Annotated in this window: 17 protein-coding genes; 8 read left to right on the top strand and 9 right to left on the bottom strand. The window is 74.0% G+C overall.

Annotation, left to right across the window (positions count from 1 at the left end; translation table 11 throughout):
- The first annotated feature begins 250 nt into the window (after window positions 1–250).
- The gene (locus GTY84_RS24685; RefSeq protein WP_161228590.1) at window positions 251–559 is read left to right on the top strand and encodes an AzlD domain-containing protein; all 309 of its coding nucleotides are present in this window, start codon (window positions 251–253) and stop codon (window positions 557–559) included.
- Window positions 560–616: 57 nt separating this feature from the next.
- Here GTY84_RS24685 and GTY84_RS24690 read toward each other — a convergent pair whose 3' ends face one another.
- Complete coding sequence (locus GTY84_RS24690) at window positions 617–1,579, bottom strand: hypothetical protein (protein WP_161228591.1); 963 nt, start codon at window positions 1,577–1,579, stop codon at window positions 617–619.
- An 80-nt stretch (window positions 1,580–1,659) separates the two neighbouring features.
- On the opposite strand from GTY84_RS24690, the gene GTY84_RS24695 reads away from it, so the two are divergent.
- The 4 genes from GTY84_RS24695 to recX all read left to right on the top strand — a co-directional run bounded on the left by GTY84_RS24695 (window position 1,660) and on the right by recX (window position 5,704).
- A complete protein-coding gene (locus GTY84_RS24695) occupies window positions 1,660–1,854 on the top strand; it encodes a DUF3046 domain-containing protein (RefSeq protein WP_161228592.1) in 195 nt (64 codons plus the stop codon).
- A 60-nt stretch (window positions 1,855–1,914) separates the two neighbouring features.
- The gene (locus GTY84_RS24700) at window positions 1,915–3,216 is read left to right on the top strand and encodes an AI-2E family transporter (RefSeq protein WP_345943517.1); all 1,302 of its coding nucleotides are present in this window, start codon (window positions 1,915–1,917) and stop codon (window positions 3,214–3,216) included.
- Window positions 3,217–3,809: 593 nt separating this feature from the next.
- Entirely contained in the window at window positions 3,810–4,934 is a 1,125-nt protein-coding gene (gene recA, locus GTY84_RS24705; protein WP_161228593.1) for a recombinase RecA, read from the top strand.
- A 2-nt stretch (window positions 4,935–4,936) separates the two neighbouring features.
- On the top strand, window positions 4,937–5,704 hold the full coding sequence (gene recX, locus GTY84_RS24710) for a recombination regulator RecX (protein WP_161228594.1): 768 nt from the start codon (window positions 4,937–4,939) through the stop codon (window positions 5,702–5,704).
- A gap of 234 nt (window positions 5,705–5,938) precedes the next feature.
- Here the strand turns inward: recX and GTY84_RS24715 are convergent, their stop codons facing one another.
- The 7 genes from GTY84_RS24715 to GTY84_RS24745 all read right to left on the bottom strand — a co-directional run bounded on the left by GTY84_RS24715 (window position 5,939) and on the right by GTY84_RS24745 (window position 12,631).
- Window positions 5,939–6,331, bottom strand: coding sequence for a rhodanese-like domain-containing protein (locus GTY84_RS24715; RefSeq protein WP_161228595.1), 393 nt, complete (start codon window positions 6,329–6,331; stop codon window positions 5,939–5,941).
- Window positions 6,328–6,885 carry a cysteine dioxygenase gene (locus GTY84_RS24720; RefSeq protein WP_161228596.1) on the bottom strand — a complete coding sequence of 186 codons (558 nt, stop codon included), beginning with the start codon at window positions 6,883–6,885 and terminating at the stop codon, window positions 6,328–6,330. The genes GTY84_RS24715 and GTY84_RS24720 overlap by 4 nt, the downstream gene beginning before the upstream one ends.
- A gap of 467 nt (window positions 6,886–7,352) precedes the next feature.
- On the bottom strand, window positions 7,353–9,083 hold the full coding sequence (locus GTY84_RS24725; protein ID WP_161228597.1) for an FAD-dependent monooxygenase: 1,731 nt from the start codon (window positions 9,081–9,083) through the stop codon (window positions 7,353–7,355).
- Window positions 9,084–9,247: 164 nt separating this feature from the next.
- Window positions 9,248–10,120 carry an amino acid ABC transporter permease gene (locus GTY84_RS24730; protein WP_161228598.1) on the bottom strand — a complete coding sequence of 291 codons (873 nt, stop codon included), beginning with the start codon at window positions 10,118–10,120 and terminating at the stop codon, window positions 9,248–9,250.
- Complete coding sequence (locus tag GTY84_RS24735) at window positions 10,117–10,782, bottom strand: amino acid ABC transporter permease (RefSeq protein ID WP_161228599.1); 666 nt, start codon at window positions 10,780–10,782, stop codon at window positions 10,117–10,119. Before GTY84_RS24735 ends, GTY84_RS24730 begins: the two co-directional genes overlap by 4 nt.
- Window positions 10,783–10,866: 84 nt before the next feature.
- Window positions 10,867–11,700: a glutamate ABC transporter substrate-binding protein gene (locus GTY84_RS24740; protein ID WP_161228600.1), complete on the bottom strand. Its 834-nt coding sequence runs from the start codon at window positions 11,698–11,700 to the stop codon at window positions 10,867–10,869.
- A gap of 154 nt (window positions 11,701–11,854) precedes the next feature.
- Entirely contained in the window at window positions 11,855–12,631 is a 777-nt protein-coding gene (locus GTY84_RS24745; protein ID WP_161228601.1) for an amino acid ABC transporter ATP-binding protein, read from the bottom strand.
- Between the two features lie 319 nt (window positions 12,632–12,950).
- Here GTY84_RS24745 and GTY84_RS24750 point away from each other — a divergent pair, with 319 nt between their 5' ends.
- Both GTY84_RS24750 and GTY84_RS24755 read left to right on the top strand, forming a co-directional pair.
- Window positions 12,951–13,637, top strand: coding sequence for a response regulator transcription factor (locus GTY84_RS24750; RefSeq protein ID WP_161228602.1), 687 nt, complete (start codon window positions 12,951–12,953; stop codon window positions 13,635–13,637).
- A 9-nt stretch (window positions 13,638–13,646) separates the two neighbouring features.
- Window positions 13,647–15,089 (top strand): HAMP domain-containing sensor histidine kinase, encoded by a 1,443-nt coding sequence (locus GTY84_RS24755; protein WP_161228603.1) that lies wholly within the window; start codon window positions 13,647–13,649, stop codon window positions 15,087–15,089.
- Here GTY84_RS24755 and GTY84_RS24760 read toward each other — a convergent pair.
- Window positions 15,068–16,060, bottom strand: a complete 993-nt coding sequence (locus tag GTY84_RS24760; RefSeq protein WP_161228604.1) for a TAXI family TRAP transporter solute-binding subunit — start codon at window positions 16,058–16,060, stop codon at window positions 15,068–15,070. The genes GTY84_RS24755 and GTY84_RS24760 overlap by 22 nt on opposite strands.
- A gap of 645 nt (window positions 16,061–16,705) precedes the next feature.
- Between GTY84_RS24760 and GTY84_RS24765 the strand changes: the two genes are divergently transcribed.
- Entirely contained in the window at window positions 16,706–17,119 is a 414-nt protein-coding gene (locus tag GTY84_RS24765; RefSeq protein WP_161228605.1) for a MazG nucleotide pyrophosphohydrolase domain-containing protein, read from the top strand.
- The last annotated feature ends 62 nt before the right edge of the window (window positions 17,120–17,181 follow it).

The following is a 17,181-nucleotide window of genomic DNA, read 5'->3' on the forward strand; positions in this document are numbered from 1 at the left end:
CCGGCGCCCCGTACGGCACTCCCGCGGCGCCCGTGGCGGACGCTGCGTTGGACGCGGGGGGCGCGAGGGACGCGGCGCGGACCCACGGCGCACCGGGCGTACGCGACACCGGGGACCACGGCATCCGGGACGCGGGGGACGCCCACGGCATCCACCACGCCCGGGACGCGCGGGAAACCCGGGACGCCCAGGAAACCCGGGACGCCCAGGAAACCCGGGACGCCCGTGGCGGGTCCGGAGAGGAGGAACGATGAGCATATGGATCGCCATCGCGGTGACCGCGGTCGGCTGCTACCTCGTCAAGCTCGTCGGTCTCCTCGTGCCGGCCGGGGCCCTGGAGCGGCCGCTGGTGCGGCGCCTGGCCGCGCTGCTGCCCGTCGCCCTCCTCGCCGCGCTCACCGCCCAGCAGACCTTCGCGGACGGCCGGGCCCTCGTCCTGGACGCGCGGGCCGCCGGGATCGCCGCGGCCGCCGTGGCGCTGCTGCTGCGGGCCCCGTTCCTGCTCGTCGTCGCGGCGGCGGTCGCCGTCACGGCGGGCGTACGGGCCCTCGGCGGCTGAGACGGCCCGGGGGCTGAGGAGACGGAGAGGGCCGCGCGGCGGCGCCGGAGCCCCGGCTCAGCCGACCGGGCGGCCGTGCGCCCGCAGGGTGCGCAGGGCGTCCAGCGTCACCCGTGGGCGCGACTCCAGGAGCGGCGCGGGGGCCCAGTGCCGCCAGCGGACGGGCCAGCCGCCGTCGTCCGTCTGCTCCGCCGCGAGGAAGTCCAGCGAACGGGCCATCTCGTCGTCGGTGAACCACGCGCGCGCGAGGGAGTGCGGCGCCCTGGCGAAGTCGTGCGGGAAGTGGTGCTCTCCCGGCGCGTAGCCCGGGGAGACGGGGAAGGCGTCGAGGGCGTCCGGGTCCAGCACGGCGAGCCGCTGTTCGCGCACCAGGCGGCCCAGCCGGGCGGCGGCCTCCCGCGCGCGCGGGCGGTCGGGCACCGAGTCCAGGAACGCCACGGCCGCCTCGACCTCGTACGGGTGGGAGGTCTCCAGGGACTCGATCGCCCGCCAGCAGAAGTCGGCCGCCCGGAACAGCCAGGCGTGCCACACCTCGTTGCGGTACAGCAGGCCGACCACCGGGCCGGTGGCGAGGAGATCGCCGGGCGGGTCGTCCGGTACCGGCACGAAGGGGGCTGCCGGGTAGCCGCGCAGCGCGGCCGTGACCGACGGAAGGGCGCCGTCCGCCGTGGAGACGGAGGTCAGATAGCGGCAGATGCTCTCCACGCGCTGCCCGCCGCACCGCCCGACCGCGTCCAGCACCTGCACGGCGTGCGCCGTGTGCAGCGGCTGGCTGACCGGGCCGCGCAGATCGGGCTCCAGGGCGTGGCCGTACCCGCCGTCCTCGTTGCGGTAGGCGTCGAGCGCGCTCTCCACCGGACCGGCGCCGCCGCCGCGGAAGACGTACGCGAACAGGCGCTGCTCCAGCACGCGCGCGGTGAGCCACACGAAGCGCTCCGCGCGCGCGAGCGGGGAGGGCGCCGGGGGCTCCCCGGGTGCCGGGGGAGTCTGCGGAAGGGGGAACGCTCCGGTGTCGGCCATGTGCCAGATCGTAGGGCCGCGGGGGACCCGGCACCCGGGCCACGGGCGGGGCCCACCCCCAGGGGCGGGATACTGGGGGCATGCGGTTGACGGTCTTCTGGGAGCGGATGGCGGATCACTTCGGTCCGGGCTACGCCGACACCTTCGCGCGCGACCACGTGATGGCGGAGCTGGGCGGACGCACGGTGTGCGAGGCGCTCGACGCCGGGTGGGACGCCAAGGACGTGTGGCGGGTGGTCTGCGGCGTCATGAACGTACCGCGGGAACACCACTGACCCCGGGCAGTTCCCGGGGCGGGCTCCGGACCGTCGGCGGCGTGGGTCAGACTTGGGCGCGTGGCATCCACTGACGAGACCGGGCAGACACCCCGGCCACCCGCTCCGCCCGGCACGACGCCGCCCGCCCCGCCGCCCGGGGGAGCCGGCGCCGGACCGGGCGCCCGCATGCCGCGCTGGCTGCCCCGCGCCATGGTGCTGGCCCTCGCCCTGATCGCCGTCTTCCAACTGGGCAGCTGGGCCTTCCACCAGCTCACCGGGCTGCTGATCAACATCCTCATCGCCTTCTTCCTCGCCCTGGCCGTCGAGCCCGCGGTGAGCTGGATGGCCAGGCGGGGTGTGCGCCGGGGCGTGGCGACCTTCGCCGTCTTCCTCGCGGTACTGGTCGCCGCCGCCGGATTCGTCACACTGCTCGGCTCCATGCTCGCCGGGCAGATCGTCAAGATGGTCGAGGACTTCCCCGAGTACCTCGACTCCGTCATCAACTGGATCAACAGCCACTTCCGCACCGAGCTGCGGCGGGTGGACATCCAGGAGGGACTGCTCCGCTCCGACTGGCTGCGCGACTACGTGCAGAACAGCGCCACCGGGGTGCTGGACGTCTCCACGCAGGTCCTCGGCGGGCTGTTCCAGCTGCTGACGATCGTGCTGTTCGGCTTCTACTTCGCCGCCGACGGCCCCCGGCTGCGCCGCGCCCTCTGCTCCGTCCTGCCGCCCGCCCGCCAGGCCGAGGTGCTGCGCGCCTGGGAGATCGCCGTCGACAAGACCGGCGGGTACCTGTACTCGCGCGGGCTCATGGCGCTGATCTCCGGACTGGCCCACTACGTCCTGCTCCAGTTCCTGGAGGTGCCCTACGCGCCCGCGCTGGCGGTGTGGGTGGGCCTGGTCTCGCAGTTCATCCCCACCATCGGCACCTATCTCGCGGGCGCCCTGCCCATGCTCATCGCGTTCACCGTGGATCCCTGGTACGCGCTCTGGGTGCTGGTTTTCGTGGTGGTCTACCAGCAGTTCGAGAACTACATGCTCCAGCCCAAGCTGACCGCCAGGACCGTGGACATCCACCCGGCGGTCGCCTTCGGCTCGGTCATCGCGGGCACCGCGCTCCTCGGCGCCGTGGGTGCGCTGATCTCCATCCCGGCGGTCGCCACGCTCCAGGCGTTCCTCGGGGCCTATGTGAAGCGATACGACGTCACCGACGACCCGCGTGTCCAGGGCCATCAGGACCGGGGCCACCGGGACCGCGGGCGGCGGGGCGCGCTCGCGCGGGCGTGGAGCCGGTGGGGCGGGCGGCCGGGGGGCGGTCCGCCGGGTCCCGCGGGGCCGGAGGGCACCGCCGGGCCCCGGGGCGGCGGCTCCTCCTGAAGAGGGCCGTCCGGCAGGGCGGCGTTCAGCGGGGGTGCCGGCCCCGGCCGGGGCCGGCGAGCGGGCGGCGCGCCCGTACTCGGCGGCGCCCACGGCCGGTACGGCGGCCCCGCTGATCACGGGGCGGCGCCGGAGGCCGGGGCCGGGGAGGGGCGCTCGGCCCGGGCGGGCCGTGCGGCGGTTCCGGCCGGGCGGTGCCCGCTCCCGGGGCTCGGGCGGGGGTCCGGACGGAGGCGTCGGCGGCGGCGTGCAGGGGCGGGCGCCGGAGGGGGAGGAACGTTCGGGCTCCCGGGGCGGGGCCGCTGCCGCCGCGCACGCCCCGCGCCCGTTGCCGCCGCGCACGCCCGCGCCCGGCGGCACGGGTCGGCCGCGGCGTAGGCTCGGGGGTGCCGCGTGGCGCGCTTGACATAAAAATCGAACATCCATTCTTATGGAGGCTCCGGCGAGGTCCGGGACGGGCGTTTTCGTCCGTGTACGGGCGACGGGGCGGCAGAGTTATCCACAGGCCGGGCCCGCGTCGGGACGCGTTGTCAGTGGCAGGCGTTAGCGTCTGTGACGTGAAGCGATCGAATCAAGCAAACCGGGTGGAACCCATGGCAGGAACCGACCGCGAGAAGGCGCTGGATGCCGCTCTCGCACAGATTGAACGGCAATTCGGCAAGGGCGCGGTCATGCGCATGGGCGAGCGGTCCATGGAGCCCATCGAGGTCATCCCGACCGGATCGACGGCGCTCGACGTGGCCCTCGGTGTCGGCGGCCTCCCGCGCGGCCGCGTGGTGGAGATCTACGGCCCCGAGTCCTCCGGCAAGACGACCCTGACGCTGCACGCCGTGGCGAACGCCCAGAAGGCCGGAGGCCAGGTCGCGTTCGTGGACGCGGAGCACGCCCTCGACCCCGAGTACGCGAAGAAGCTCGGCGTCGACATCGACAACCTGATCCTCTCCCAGCCGGACAACGGCGAGCAGGCCCTCGAGATCGTGGACATGCTGGTCCGCTCCGGCGCCCTCGACCTCATCGTCATCGACTCCGTCGCCGCGCTCGTGCCGCGCGCGGAGATCGAGGGCGAGATGGGCGACAGCCACGTCGGTCTGCAGGCCCGGCTGATGAGCCAGGCCCTGCGGAAGATCACCAGCGCCCTCAACCAGTCCAAGACCACCGCGATCTTCATCAACCAGCTCCGCGAGAAGATCGGTGTGATGTTCGGCTCTCCGGAGACCACGACCGGTGGCCGGGCTCTCAAGTTCTACGCCTCCGTGCGCATCGACATCCGCCGTATCGAGACCCTGAAGGACGGCACCGAGGCGGTCGGCAACCGGACCCGCTGCAAGGTCGTCAAGAACAAGGTCGCGCCGCCCTTCAAGCAGGCCGAGTTCGACATCCTCTACGGCCATGGCATCAGCCGTGAGGGCGGTCTGATCGACATGGGCGTGGAGCACGGCTTCGTCCGCAAGGCCGGCGCCTGGTACACGTACGAGGGCGACCAGCTCGGCCAGGGCAAGGAGAACGCGCGCAACTTCCTCAAGGACAACCCCGACCTGGCCAACGAGATCGAGAAGAAGATCAAGGTCAAGCTGGGCGTCGGCGTACGTCCCGAGGAGAAGGCCGACGCCGCCGAGCCGGGCACCGACGCCGCCGCCCCGGCCGACGCCGTCCCCGCGGTGCCCGCTCCCGCGACGGCCAAGGCCACCAAGTCCAAGGCCGCGGCTGCCAAGAGCTGACGGTGACGCGACGAACCGACTGGGCCGACCGCGCCCACCCGCAGGCCGACGGGACGGTGGGCGGGGCGTACGCCGACGCCGGCCCCGTCGCACCGTTCGGTGCCGGTCCGCCCGATGACGACGGGGTGGCACCCGACGGCGGGGCCCGACGGGGCGGCCGGACGCGTGGTGCGGGGGGACCGCGCGGGCGGCGGCGCGGGCGCACCGCGGGAGCCGCTGAGGACGGAGGTACCGCCGACTCGTCGAGGGCCGGGGAGGAGGAGCCTCCGCGGGACCCGGTCGAGCAGGCACGGGCGATCTGTCTGCGCCTGCTGACCGGGACCCCGCGCACCAGGAAGCAGCTCGCCGACGCCCTGCGCAAACGGGAGATTCCCGACGAGGCGGCGGAGGAGGTGCTCTCGCGGTTCGAGGAGGTCGGACTGATCGACGACGGCGCCTTCGCGGACGCCTGGGTGGAGTCCCGGCACCACGGCCGGGGGCTGGCGCGGCGCGCACTCGCCCGCGAGCTGCGGACCAAGGGCGTCGACGCCCCCCTCATCGACGCGGCCGTCTCCCGGCTGGACGCCGAGCGGGAGGAGGAGACGGCGCGCGAACTCGTCGACCGGAAGCTGCGCGCCACCCGCGGCCTCGACCGGGACAAGCGGCTGCGCCGCCTCGCCGGGATGCTGGCCCGCAAGGGCTACTCCGAGGGGATGGCGCTGAGAGTGGTGCGCCAGGCGCTGGAGGAAGAGGGCGAGGAGACGGAGTTCCTCGACGGCGGGGAGTACTGACCGGACGGCCGCGGCGACCGCCGGGGTGCGCCGGGGCGCGGTGCCCGTCGTCCGCTCATCCCACGGTCGGGTGGCCGGTCGGGTGGCCCGGCCTTGGCAGCACCGGCCCGCCCGCCGACGGACCGGAACCGGGTGCGGCTCCCTGTGAGCGGTGCGGCGCACCGGCGCGGTGGGGCACCCGGGCGCACCGGCGGCGGCGCGCCCGGGACCGCGACACCGCCGGGGCGATCCCGCCTACGGGGCCAGTACCGGTAGGCCCTCGTTCCGCCAGGCCTGGAAGCCGCCGATGACATCGGTGGCCCGGTGCAGGCCCAGGCGGTGGAGGGAGTCGACGGCGAGGGTGGAGGCGTAGCCCTCGTTGCACAGCACGACGATCCGCAGGTCGTGGCCCGCGGCCTCGGGGACGCGGTGGCTGCCCTGCGGGTCGAGCCGCCACTCCAGTTCGTTGCGCTCGATCACCAGGGCGCCCGGGACCAGGCCGTCCCGGTCCCGCAGGGCGGCGTACCGGGTGTCGACCAGCAGCGCGTCACCCGCCCCGGCGGCGTCGTGGGCGGCACGTGGGCCGATGCGGTCGTAGCCGCTCCGGACGCGTTCCAGGAGGGCGTCGATTCCGACGGGAGCGGTCACTGCCAGTCCTCCGGGCGCTCGACCTGCTCCAGGCGCAGGGTGTCGCCGCTGCGGCTGTAGCGGCGGATCAGGGGCAGGGGCGGGTGGTAGACGTGGACGGAGACGGCGTGGCGGTCGGGTGAGACGTTCAGGACCTCGTGGACGTGGTCGCGGCCGAAGGCGCGCCCCCGGCCGGTCGGCAGCCTGCGGATCCTGTCGATCCCGTCGGCGAGTTCCAGGGTCTTCCAGCCGCCGGTGGGCAGCCGGACGGCGAGGGCGTGCTCCGTGAGTTCGCCCGCCGCGGTGGCGAACGCGCCCACGGAGTCGGCGTGGTCGTGCCAGCCGGTGCCGGTGCCGGGTGGCCAGCCGATCAGCCAGGCCTCGCTGCCGCCGGGGCCGGGCAGCCGGACCCAGGTGCGCTCCTCGGGGTCGAGGGGGAGGGAGGCGATCAGCTCGGGATCGGCGGCGACGGACTCGGCGAAGCCGAGGAGGTCGGCGGGGGTGGGAGCGGGGGCCTCTCCGGCCCCGGGTGGGGGCGTGTGGGCAGGGGAGGGCGCGGTGGTGGAGACAGACACGGTGACCGTCCTGGGAGTTCGCGAACGCGCGCGGGCGTGATGACGCGGCGCGCGGAAGGGAGACGAGGCGAAGTCAGCAGGAAGGGCGACACACGCAGCCCGCGTAGCGGACGAGGTCCATATGGACCCTCCGCCACAGGCGCACATCGGTGTCGGTCACGGTCCGGAGTACACCATGCCGGTGCGGGCCGGTCAATTCACCGTCGTCATGCGGACGGGGGTGTCGTCCGGCGGCGCGCGCGCCGTGCGCCGGCCGTTCGGCACGGGTCCAGTCCCGTCTCGGGGCCGCACCGGTCCGCGGCCCCGGTCTCGTCGCGTTCCCGCCCCGGTCCGTCGCCCCGCCCGCGTCCCCGGGCTGGTCCCTGCCCTTGGCCGTACCGCCCCGGAAGGGGCACCGTACTGCCTCCCGTTCCTCCGGCTCGGCAGGGGAGCCGCCTACCCGGGAACCCCCGGAGAGGCACGCCCCCTCACCGCGTCCCGGTGGCGGTCTCCGTCTCCGTGCCGCCGTCCGCGCCCCCGTCCGCCGCCGGGCCGTCCGCCGCCGGGTCGTCCGCCGCCGGGTCGTCCGGGGCCGGGGACGTCTCCGGGGCGGACTCCGGCCGTGTCCCACCGTCGGGCTCCGGGGCACCGGCCGGGTTGCCGCCCAGCGCGGCCTCGGCCGCCGTGTAGAGGTCGGCCGGGCGCACGCCGTTGAGCGCCGTCACCAGATGGCCGTCGGGACGGACGAGCAGGACGGTGTGGGCGGCGGCGCCCGGATAGCTCTCGGTGACCAGCAGTTCGGCGCGGCAGGGCAGCGCGGTGACCGCCGCCGCCAGCCGGGGCATCACCCCGGCGGTCATCCAGTGCTTGCGCTCCCACACGCCCGTGCCCGGCGCGACCAGCACGACCAGCAGCGCGCCCCGGCCGAGCCGGTCCCGCAGCCGCACGAAGGCGCCGTCCTCCGCCGTGACCCGGACGTCGGTGACCGGGGACCCCGGCGCGGTGTCGACGTCGACGGTGCCGTCGAGGTCCCCCGGCGCGAGCGGGGAGCCGCCGTAGGTGCCGAGGGCGCCGAGAGCGCCCCGGCCCAGATGGCCGTCGGCGAGCAGCGCGTCGTGGCCCCGGCCGGCGCCGGGGACGTAGGAGCGCAGCCCCCCGCCGCCGCGCACCTGCGGCAGGTGCTGGTCGGCGCTGCGCAGCCGGGCGGCGACGGCACCCCGGCGTTCGTGCTGGTAGCTGTCGAGGAGCGCCTCGTGGTGGCCGTGGTGCCAGGCGAGGGCCAGCTTCCAAGCGAGGTTGTCGGCGTCCCGCAGCCCCTCCTCCAGCCCCTGGGTGCCCAGCGCGCCGAGCAGGTGCGCGGCGTCCCCCGCGAGCAGGACGCGGCCCGCCCGCCAGCGCCGGGCCAGCCTGTGGTGGACGGTGTGGACACCGGTGTCGAGGAGGTCGTAGGCCGGGACGGAGCCGCCGGACCAGCCGGTGAGGGTCTCGCGGATCCGGTTGACCAGCAGTTCGGGGGTGACGAGGTCCTTGCCGGGCGGCAGCAGCCAGTCGAGCCGCCAGACGCCGTCCGGCAGCGGCCGGCCGACGATCTCCCCGGCCGAGGGGCCCGAGCTGCGCCAGGGTGGCTGCCGGTGCAGCAACGCCTGTCCGGGCCAGGGGAGTTCGGTGCGCAGGGCGGCCACGGCGTAGCGCTCCACCGCGGTGCGGCCGGGGAAGCGGATGTCCAGCAGTTTGCGCACGGTGGAGCGGGGTCCGTCGCAGCCGACCAGATGGCTGCCGCGCCACCAGGTGCCCTCCGGGCCGCGGGTGTGGACCGTGACGCCCCCCGGCTCCTGCTCGACGGCGTCCACACGGCTGTGGGCGGCGGTCCGCACGAGGGGCCGGCCGGCCAGGGCGGTGCGCAGCACGCCGGTCAGCTCGTGCTGAGCGATGTGCAGGGGGCCGGGCGCGGTGTCGTCGAAGACGGTCTCGCGGATCACCTGTCCGCGCCGGGAGGACCGCCATCCGGCCCAGTGCAGCCCCCGCCGCGACAGGGAGGTGCCGGTGAGCCGCTCGAGGAGGACGGTGGTCTCCTCGCGCAGCACGACGGTGCGCGCGGGCCGCGGTTCGTCCTTGCCGGGGCCCTCGTCGAGGACGACGCAGGGCACCTCCTGGCGGGCCAGGGCCAGGGCGAGGGTGAGCCCGACGGGCCCCGCCCCGACGATGATCACCGGGTCCACGGTGCTGCGCCCCCTGTCCGCGACGGAGCAGGTGAACAGGGTGGGGGAACGGGGTGCGCGATCACAGAACGTATGCAACCCATTGCCGCTGCTTGCGTCAAGTGACGGAGGCGGCGGTGATCGGGCCGCCGCCTCCGTCGATCGTCCTACGAGGTGACCGGTGGTCAGGCGTTCGCGCCGCCGACCGGGTCGGCCGCCGGGAGCACGGCCCCGGAGGAGCGCTTGCCCCGCCGCAGCCGCTGCTCCAGCCAGCCCGCGAAGCTGGTGAGCGCGAAGTTGAACGCGATGAAGAGGACCGCCACGACGGTGTAGCTGGCGATGATGTTGGCGCCGTAGTAGGCGCTCATCGTGTTCGCCGCGGAGAGCAGTTCGGGGAAGGTGAGGACGGCGCCGCCGAGCGCGGTGTCCTTCACGATGACGACGAGCTGGCTGACGATGGCGGGCAGCATCGCGGTGACCGCCTGCGGCAGCAGGATCAGCCGCATGACCTGGTTCTTGCGCATGCCGATGGCCAGCGCGCCCTCGCCCTGGCCCTTGGGCAGGGACAGGATTCCGGCCCGGACGATCTCCGCGAGGACGGCGGCGTTGTAGAGGACCAGGCCCGTGACGACCGCGTAGAGGGGGCGGTCATCGGTGCTGACGTCGGTGTACTCGGAGAAGAGCGCCAGGCCGAAGATCATCAGGACGAGCACCGGGATGGCCCGGAAGAACTCGACGACGACCGCGGCCGGGACGCGGATCCAGACGTGGTCCGAGAGCCGGGCGATGCCGAGCACGGCACCGAGCGGCAGGGCGATGACCATGGCGAGCGCCGCGGCCTTCAGGGTGTTCCGCAGACCGGGCCAGAGGTACGTCGACCAGGGCTCGGTGCTGGTGAGGAACATCTTCCACTGGTCCCACTCCAACTGCCCCTTCTCCTCCAGGGTGGTGACGACCCACCACAGGACGGCGGCGGCGGCGAGCAGGAAGACGACCGTGAGGACCACGTTGCGCCGCTTGGCGCGGGGGCCCTGGGCGTCGTAGAGGACGGAACTCATCGCTTCACCGCCACCTTCTTGCCCAGCCAGCCGAGGAACAGGCCGGTCGGCAGGGTCAGCACCACGAAGCCGAAGGCGATGACCGCCGCGATCAGCAGCAACTGGGCCTCGTTCTCGATCATTTCCTTCATCAGCAGCGCGGCCTCGGCGACCCCGATGGCTGCGGCCACCGTGGTGTTCTTGATCAGTGCGATCAGCACGTTCGCCAGGGGGACGACGGACGAGCGGAACGCCTGGGGCAGCACCACCAGGCGGAGCACCTGGGTGAAGCCGAGCCCGATGGCCCGTGCCGCCTCCGCCTGGCCGACCGGCACCGTGTTGATGCCGGAGCGCAGCGCCTCGCAGACGAAGGACGAGGTGTAGAGGATCAGCCCCAGGACGGCGAGCCGGAAGTTGATCGTCTCGAACTCCGTCGCGCCCAGGGAGATGCCCAGGGACTGGTTCAGGCCCAGGGACGTGAACAGGATGATGACGGTCAGCGGAATGTTCCGCACGACGTTCACGTACGCGGTACCGAAGCCGCGCATCAGCGGCACCGGGCCGACGCGCATGGCGGCCAGGACGGTGCCCCAGATCAGGGAGCCGACGGCCGAGAGCACAGCGAGCTGCACTGTCGTCCAGAAGGCTCCCAGCAGGTCGTAACCCTCAAGAAAGTCGAACACGATCTCCCGCGCTTCCGGGTGTAGGGGTGCCCGCCCCGGTGCGCCGCCCCGTCCGCGGGGCGGCGCACCCTGTCAGGCGCGGTCTCAGCTCTTGATCTCGCCGATCTTCGGCGCGGGCTCGTTCTTGTAGCCGGCCGGGCCGAGGTTGGCGTCCACGGCCTTCTGCCAGGAACCGTCGGAGACCATCTCCTCCAGGGCCTTGTTGATCCGGTCCTTGAGGTCGCTGCCCTTCTTGACGCCGATGCCGTAGTTCTCGTTGGTCAGCTTGAAGCCGCCGAGCTTGAACCTGCCCTTGAACTGGGCCTGCGAGGCGTACCCGGCGAGGATGGAGTCGTCGGTGGTCAGCGCGTCGACGGCGCCGTTCTGGAGGCCGGGCAGGCAGGCCGAGTACGTCGGGTAGGGCTGGAGCTGGGCCTTGGGCGCCAGCTTGTCCTTGACGTTCTGGGCCGACGTCGAGCCGGTGACGGAACAGAGCTTGGCGCTGTTGAGGTCCTCCGGCGACTTGATGCCGTCCTCGTCGGCGCGGACCAGCACGTCCTGGTGGGCCAGCAGGTACGGGCCCGCGAAGTCGACCTTCTCCTGGCGCTCGGGGGTGATCGAGTAGGTGGCGGTGATGAAGTCGACGTCGCCGCGCTGGAGCATGGTCTCGCGGTCGGCGCTCTTGGACTCGCGCCACTCGATCTGGCCCTTGGAGTAGCCGAGCTTCCCGGCGACGTACGTGGCGACGTCCACGTCGAAGCCCGCGTAGCCGTTGGGGGTCTTCTGGCCGAGGCCCGGCTGGTCGAACTTGATGCCGATGGTGATCTTCTTGTCGCCGCCGGAGGAGCCGCCGTCCTTGTCGTCGCTGCCGCAGGCGGTGACGGACAGGGCGAGGGCGAGGACGGTGGCCGACGCGGCGGTGACCTTGAGGAGCTTCATGGGGGACATCCTTTGACGGCGATCGGGAGGGATCGGGCGGTCGGGGGACGACGGCCGGCGCCGGGACGGGCCGGCGGCCGGGGGACCGGCGGCGGGGAGGGCCGACGGGGGCGGTGCCCCAAGGGAGGCCGGCGCCGGGAGGGGCGCCGGGCGGTCAGTGGTGGAGGATCTTCGACAGGAAGTCCTTCGCGCGGTCGCTGCGGGGGGCGCTGAAGAACTGGTCCGGCGCGGCCTCCTCGACGATCCGGCCGTCCGCCATGAACACCACGCGGTTGGCGGCCGACCGGGCGAACCCCATCTCGTGCGTGACCACGACCATGGTCATGCCGTCCTGGGCGAGCTGCCGCATGACCTCCAGCACCTCGTTGATCATCTCCGGGTCGAGCGCCGAGGTCGGCTCGTCGAAGAGCATCACCTTCGGGCCCATGGCCAGCGCCCGGGCGATGGCCACGCGCTGCTGCTGCCCGCCGGAGAGCTGGGCGGGGTACTTGTCGGCCTGCGCGCCCACGCCGACCCGGTCCAGCAGCTCGCGGGCCCTCTCCTCGGCCCTGGCCCGCTCCACCCGGCGGACCTTGGTCTGGCCCAGGGTGACGTTCTCCAGCACGGTCTTGTGCGCGAAGAGGTTGAAGGACTGGAAGACCATGCCGACGTCGGCCCGCAGCCGGGCCAGCTCCCTGCCCTCCTGGGGCAGCGGCCGGCCGTCGATCACGATGGACCCGGAGTCGATGGTCTCCAGCCGGTTGATCGTGCGGCACAGGGTGGACTTCCCGGACCCGGAGGGCCCGATGACCACGACGACCTCGCCGCGGGTGATGGTCAGATCGATGTCCTGGAGCACGTGCAACGCGCCGAAGTGCTTGTTGACGCTCTTCAGGACGACCAGATGGTCGGTCGGGACCGCGTCTTCCTCGGCCGCCGCTACTTCGGTCATCGCTCTCGGGCTCCGTCCTCCTCGGTGTCCGGTGGACAGTAGTGACCGGGTACGAGCCGCGTCTTCACATCTGAGGGGAATCTGAGCATCACGATCCGATAGCAATCGGACACGTGTCGTAGCGCGGGTGACCGGGAGCGTATCGGCCGGGTAACGTCGGGCGGCCCGGCGGGGGAAGCACTTGACGCCGTCCCCCCGCTCCGGCATCACTGCACGGGGCACCCCGCGCACGGCCGCCCCGCGCCCGCCCGTCCCGTCGTCCGAACCGGCCGGGCCCCACGGCCGATGAACCGAAGCGGATGAACCGAAGGAGGCCCGGATGAGGCTGCTGCTCGTCGAGGACGACAACCACGTCGCCGCCGCGCTGTCCGCCGTCCTGGCCCGGCACGGCCTCGACGTCACCCACGCGCGCAACGGGGAGGAGGCCCTGCGGGCCCTCGTCCCGGACGCCGACCGCTTCGACGTCGTCCTGCTCGACCTCGGCCTGCCCGACCAGGACGGCTACGAGGTCTGCGGAGGCATCCGCAAGCGCACCGCCACCCCGGTGATCATGGTCACCGCCCGCTCCGACGTGCGCTCCCGCATCCACGGCCTGAACCTCGGCGCCGACGACTACGTGGTCAAGCCGTACGACACCGGCGAGCTGCTCGCCCGTATCCACGCCGTCAGCCGCCGCACCGCCCACGAGGAGAGCACCGGCCCCGTCGAGACCGTGCTGCGCCTCGGCACCGTCCGGGTCGAACTGCCGACCCGGCAGGTCACCGTGGAGGGGGCGGCCGTCCAGCTCACCCGCAAGGAGTTCGACCTGCTCGCCCTGCTCGCGCAGCGCCCCGGTGTCGTCTTCCGCCGGGAGCAGATCATCAGCGAGGTGTGGCGCACCAGTTGGGAGGGGACCGGGCGGACCCTGGAGGTGCACGTGGCCTCGCTGCGCTCCAAGCTGCGGATGCCGTCGCTCATCGAGACCGTCCGCGGCGTCGGCTACCGCCTCGTCGCCCCCGGCACCTAGCGGGGTCCGGTGCGCACCCGTCTGCTCCCGCTGCTGATCGTCCTGATGGCGGCCGTGCTGCTCGCCCTCGGGGTGCCGCTCGGCATCAGCGTCGCCCGCGCCGGGCAGCAGCGGGTCGTCGTCGACCGGATCGACGACACGGCGCGCTTCGCGGCCCTCGCCCAGTTCGTCACCGAGGACGCCTCGGGGGGCTCCCGCCGCACCACCACGGACGAGCGCCGGGAGACCCTGCGCGCCGAACTCGCCAGCTACCACGAGGTCTACGGCATCCGGGCCGGGGTCTATTACCGCAACCAGGTCCCCATGGCCAATGCCCCCACCACCTGGTTCCTGCCGCCCGACGGAGAGGTCCGGGACGCCTTCGACGAGGCCCTGCTCAGCCGCCGCAGCCACGACCCGGAGCAGGTCTGGCCCTGGCAGGACGGGCGGCTCGTGGTCGCCTCACCGGTCATACGCGACGGCGACGTGGTCGCCGTCGTCGTCACCGAGTCGCCCACCGACGCGATGCGCTCGCGCACCCTGCACGGCTGGCTGGTCATCGGCGCCGGGGAGTTCGCGGCCGTGCTGCTCGCGGTCGGCGCCGCGCTCCGGCTGACCGGCTGGGTGCTGCGGCCGGTGCGGGTGCTGGACGCCACCACCCACGACATCGCCACCGGGCGGCTCAAGTCCCGCGTCGCGCCCTCCGGGGGGCCACCCGAACTCCGGCGCCTGGCAAGGTCGTTCAACGAGATGGCCGACCACGTCCAGGACGTCCTGGAACAGCAGCGGGCCTTCGTCGCGGACGCCTCCCACCAACTGCGCAACCCCCTCTCGGCACTGCTGCTCCGGATCGACCTGCTCGCCCTGGAACTGCCCGAGGACAACGAGGAGATCGCCTCCGTCCGGGCCGAGGGCAAACGCCTGGCCCGCGTCCTGGAGGACCTGCTCGACCTGGCGTTGGCCGAGCACACCGAGGCCGATCTGAGGACCACCGACATCGGTGCCCTCGCCGCCGAACGCGTCGCCGCCTGGGCCCCCGCCGCCGCGGCGCAGGGCGTCCGGCTGACCGGCGACTGCCCGCCCACCACCGGCTGGGCCGACCCGGTCGCCCTCTCCAGCGCCCTGGACGCGGTGATTGACAACGCGGTGAAGTTCACCCCGCCGGACGGGGAGGTGCGGGTCGAGGTCGCCGCCACCGGCGACGCCGCCACCGTCCGGGTCAGCGACGACGGTCCCGGGCTCACCGACGCGGAGCTGGTCCGGGTCGGGGACCGCTTCTGGCGCAGCGGTCATCACCAGAACGTCAAGGGCTCCGGCCTCGGCCTGTCCATCTGCCGGGCCCTGCTCGCGGCGGGCGACGGCACCGTCGGCTTCGGCCACCGCGACCCGCGCGGGCTGGAGGTGACGGTCACCGTGCCGCGCACGGGCGCCCGCGGCTCCGGACCGCTGCCCTACGGCTTGACCGAGCGGTAGTAGCGCCGGGCACCCTCGTGCAGGTCCAGGGGGTCGGTGTAGATCGCGGTGCGCAGGTCCACCAGTTGCGCGGAGTGGACGTGGGCTCCGATGCCGTCGCGGCTGTCCAGCACCGTGCGGGTCAGCCACTCGGTCAGCCGGGGGTCGACGTCCTCGCGGGTCACCAGCAGGTTGGAGACGGCCATCGTGGGCACCACGGCCCCGTTCTGCACGGCCGGGTAGGCCGACTCCGGCATGTTGGTCGCCCGGTAGTAGCGGGTGGCGCCGCCGTACGCGTGCAGCTTGGCGACGAGGTCCTCGCCGATCGGCACGAAGCGGAAGGCGCCGGTCTCCGCGATCCGCTTCAGCCCGTCCGTCGGCAGCCCGCCCGACCAGAAGAACGCGTCCAGCTCCGTGCCCAGCCGGCCCGGACCGGTGTCGATGCCGTCCTCGCGGGCCGTGATGTCCCGGTCCGGGTCGATGCCCGACGCCCGCAGCACCTGGGTGGCGATCAGCCGCACCCCCGAGTGCGGCAGCCCTATGGCCACCCGCTTGCCCCGCAGGTCGGCCACGGTCCGGATGTCCGAGCCGGACGGGACCACGAGCTGCACGTAGTCGTCGTAGAGCCGGGTGACCCCGCGCAGCCGGTCCGCCCCGGGGGCCCCGTCGAGCCGGTACGTCTCCACCGCGTCGGCGGCGGCGATGGTGAAGTCGGCCCTGCCGGAGGCCACCCGCTCCACGTTCTCCTGAGATCCGGCGCTCGTCAGCAGCCGCACGTCGAGCCCCGGCATGTCCTTGCGCAGCTCCGCGTGGAGCAGCTCGCCGTACTTCTGGTAGACGCCCGCCCTGGTGCCGGTGCTGAAGGTGACCGTCCCGCCCGGGGGCTTCTCGCCCAGCGGCAGCAGCCACGCCAGCAGCAGCCCCAGAGCGACGACGACGGCCGTGCCCAGGAGCGCGGCGCGGACGCGCGGCCGGGGGAACGAGAGGGACATGCGGGCGATCCTGCCAGCCCGGCCCCGGGCTGAACAGGGCCGGGCCACCGGGGCCGCGCCCTGCCCCGTGCGCCCGTCGCCGTTCCGCGCCTCGCGCTCCGTGCGCCCGTCGCCGTTCCGCGCACGGGCCGGCCTCGCGGCCCCGTACCCGGGCGCGGCTCCTCGGTCCGTGTCCCGGGCGGGGCGGCCCGGTCCGTGTCCCGGGCCGGTCTCCCGGACCCGCGCCCACCGCCGGTACCGGGTGGGTGTCTGTCCCGTGTCCGGGTGCGCCCCGCCTCCCTGCTCCGGTCCGTGTCCCGTGTCCGGGTGGGCTCCCCGCCCCAGGCTTTGGCCCTGCGCCCCGTGTCGGTACCCGGCCTGCGTCCCGTGTCCGTGCTCCGGTCCGGTCCGTGCTCCGGTCCGGTCCGTGCTCCGGTCCGGTCCGTGCTCCGGTCCGTGTCCGGGCCGGTTCGCGCCCCTACGGGTCCGTACGGGGCCGTGTCCCGTGTCCGTACCGGTCCCCGTTCCGTGTCCGGCCGCCGGGCCCGACCCGGTGTCCGGGGCCGTACCCCTCCGCGCCGGTCGCGGCGGACACCGCCCCCGCAGCCGGACGGCCGGACCCCGTACGGGAACCGGCCGTCACCGCCGCTCGCTACAGTCGTCGGCATGAGCAGCCCCTCACCCGCCGACCTCGTCCGCGCCTTCCACCTCGCCCTCGGCCTGGACGCCCGCACCACCCCGGCCGAGGTCCCCCCGGACCTGGCCGCGCAGCGGGGACGGCTGCTCGCCGAGGAGGCGGCCGAGGTCGCGGAGGTCGCCGTCGGCGGCCCCCTGGACCGGCTGGCGCACGAACTGGCCGACGTGGTCTACGTCGCCTACGGCACCGCCCTCGTCCACGGCATCGACCTCGACGCCGTGATCGCCGAGGTGCACCGTTCCAACATGACCAAGCTGGGGCCCGACGGGCGCGTGGCCCGCCGGGCCGACGGCAAGGTGCTCAAGGGGGACCACTACACCGCGCCCGACGTGGCCGCGGTACTGCGCGGCCAGGGCTGGAACCCGCCCGCGCCGGACGCCTGACCGGCCCCGGCGGCACCCAACGACGGCGCCGGGGCGGCACTCCGGCTCCGGCGCCCCAGATC

It is taken from the genome of Streptomyces sp. SID8352 (assembly GCF_009862265.1).
In the GTDB taxonomy this organism is placed as follows: Bacteria; Actinomycetota; Actinomycetes; order Streptomycetales; family Streptomycetaceae; genus Streptomyces.

What these genes read in the sequence shown, in the direction of transcription:
- GTY84_RS24750 (WP_161228602.1), top strand. Translation starts at nt 12,951, where the DNA reads ATGAGGCTGCTGCTCGTCGAGGACGACAACCACGTCGCCGCCGCGCTG.
- GTY84_RS24730 (WP_161228598.1), bottom strand. Translation starts at nt 10,120, where the DNA reads ATGAGTTCCGTCCTCTACGACGCCCAGGGCCCCCGCGCCAAGCGGCGC.
- GTY84_RS24765 (WP_161228605.1), top strand. Translation starts at nt 16,706, where the DNA reads ATGAGCAGCCCCTCACCCGCCGACCTCGTCCGCGCCTTCCACCTCGCC.
- GTY84_RS24745 (WP_161228601.1), bottom strand. Translation starts at nt 12,631, where the DNA reads ATGACCGAAGTAGCGGCGGCCGAGGAAGACGCGGTCCCGACCGACCAT.
- GTY84_RS24695 (WP_161228592.1), top strand. Translation starts at nt 1,660, where the DNA reads ATGCGGTTGACGGTCTTCTGGGAGCGGATGGCGGATCACTTCGGTCCG.
- recA (WP_161228593.1), top strand. Translation starts at nt 3,810, where the DNA reads ATGGCAGGAACCGACCGCGAGAAGGCGCTGGATGCCGCTCTCGCACAG.
- GTY84_RS24685 (WP_161228590.1), top strand. Translation starts at nt 251, where the DNA reads ATGAGCATATGGATCGCCATCGCGGTGACCGCGGTCGGCTGCTACCTC.
- GTY84_RS24760 (WP_161228604.1), bottom strand. Translation starts at nt 16,060, where the DNA reads ATGTCCCTCTCGTTCCCCCGGCCGCGCGTCCGCGCCGCGCTCCTGGGC.
- GTY84_RS24740 (WP_161228600.1), bottom strand. Translation starts at nt 11,700, where the DNA reads ATGAAGCTCCTCAAGGTCACCGCCGCGTCGGCCACCGTCCTCGCCCTC.
- GTY84_RS24690 (WP_161228591.1), bottom strand. Translation starts at nt 1,579, where the DNA reads ATGGCCGACACCGGAGCGTTCCCCCTTCCGCAGACTCCCCCGGCACCC.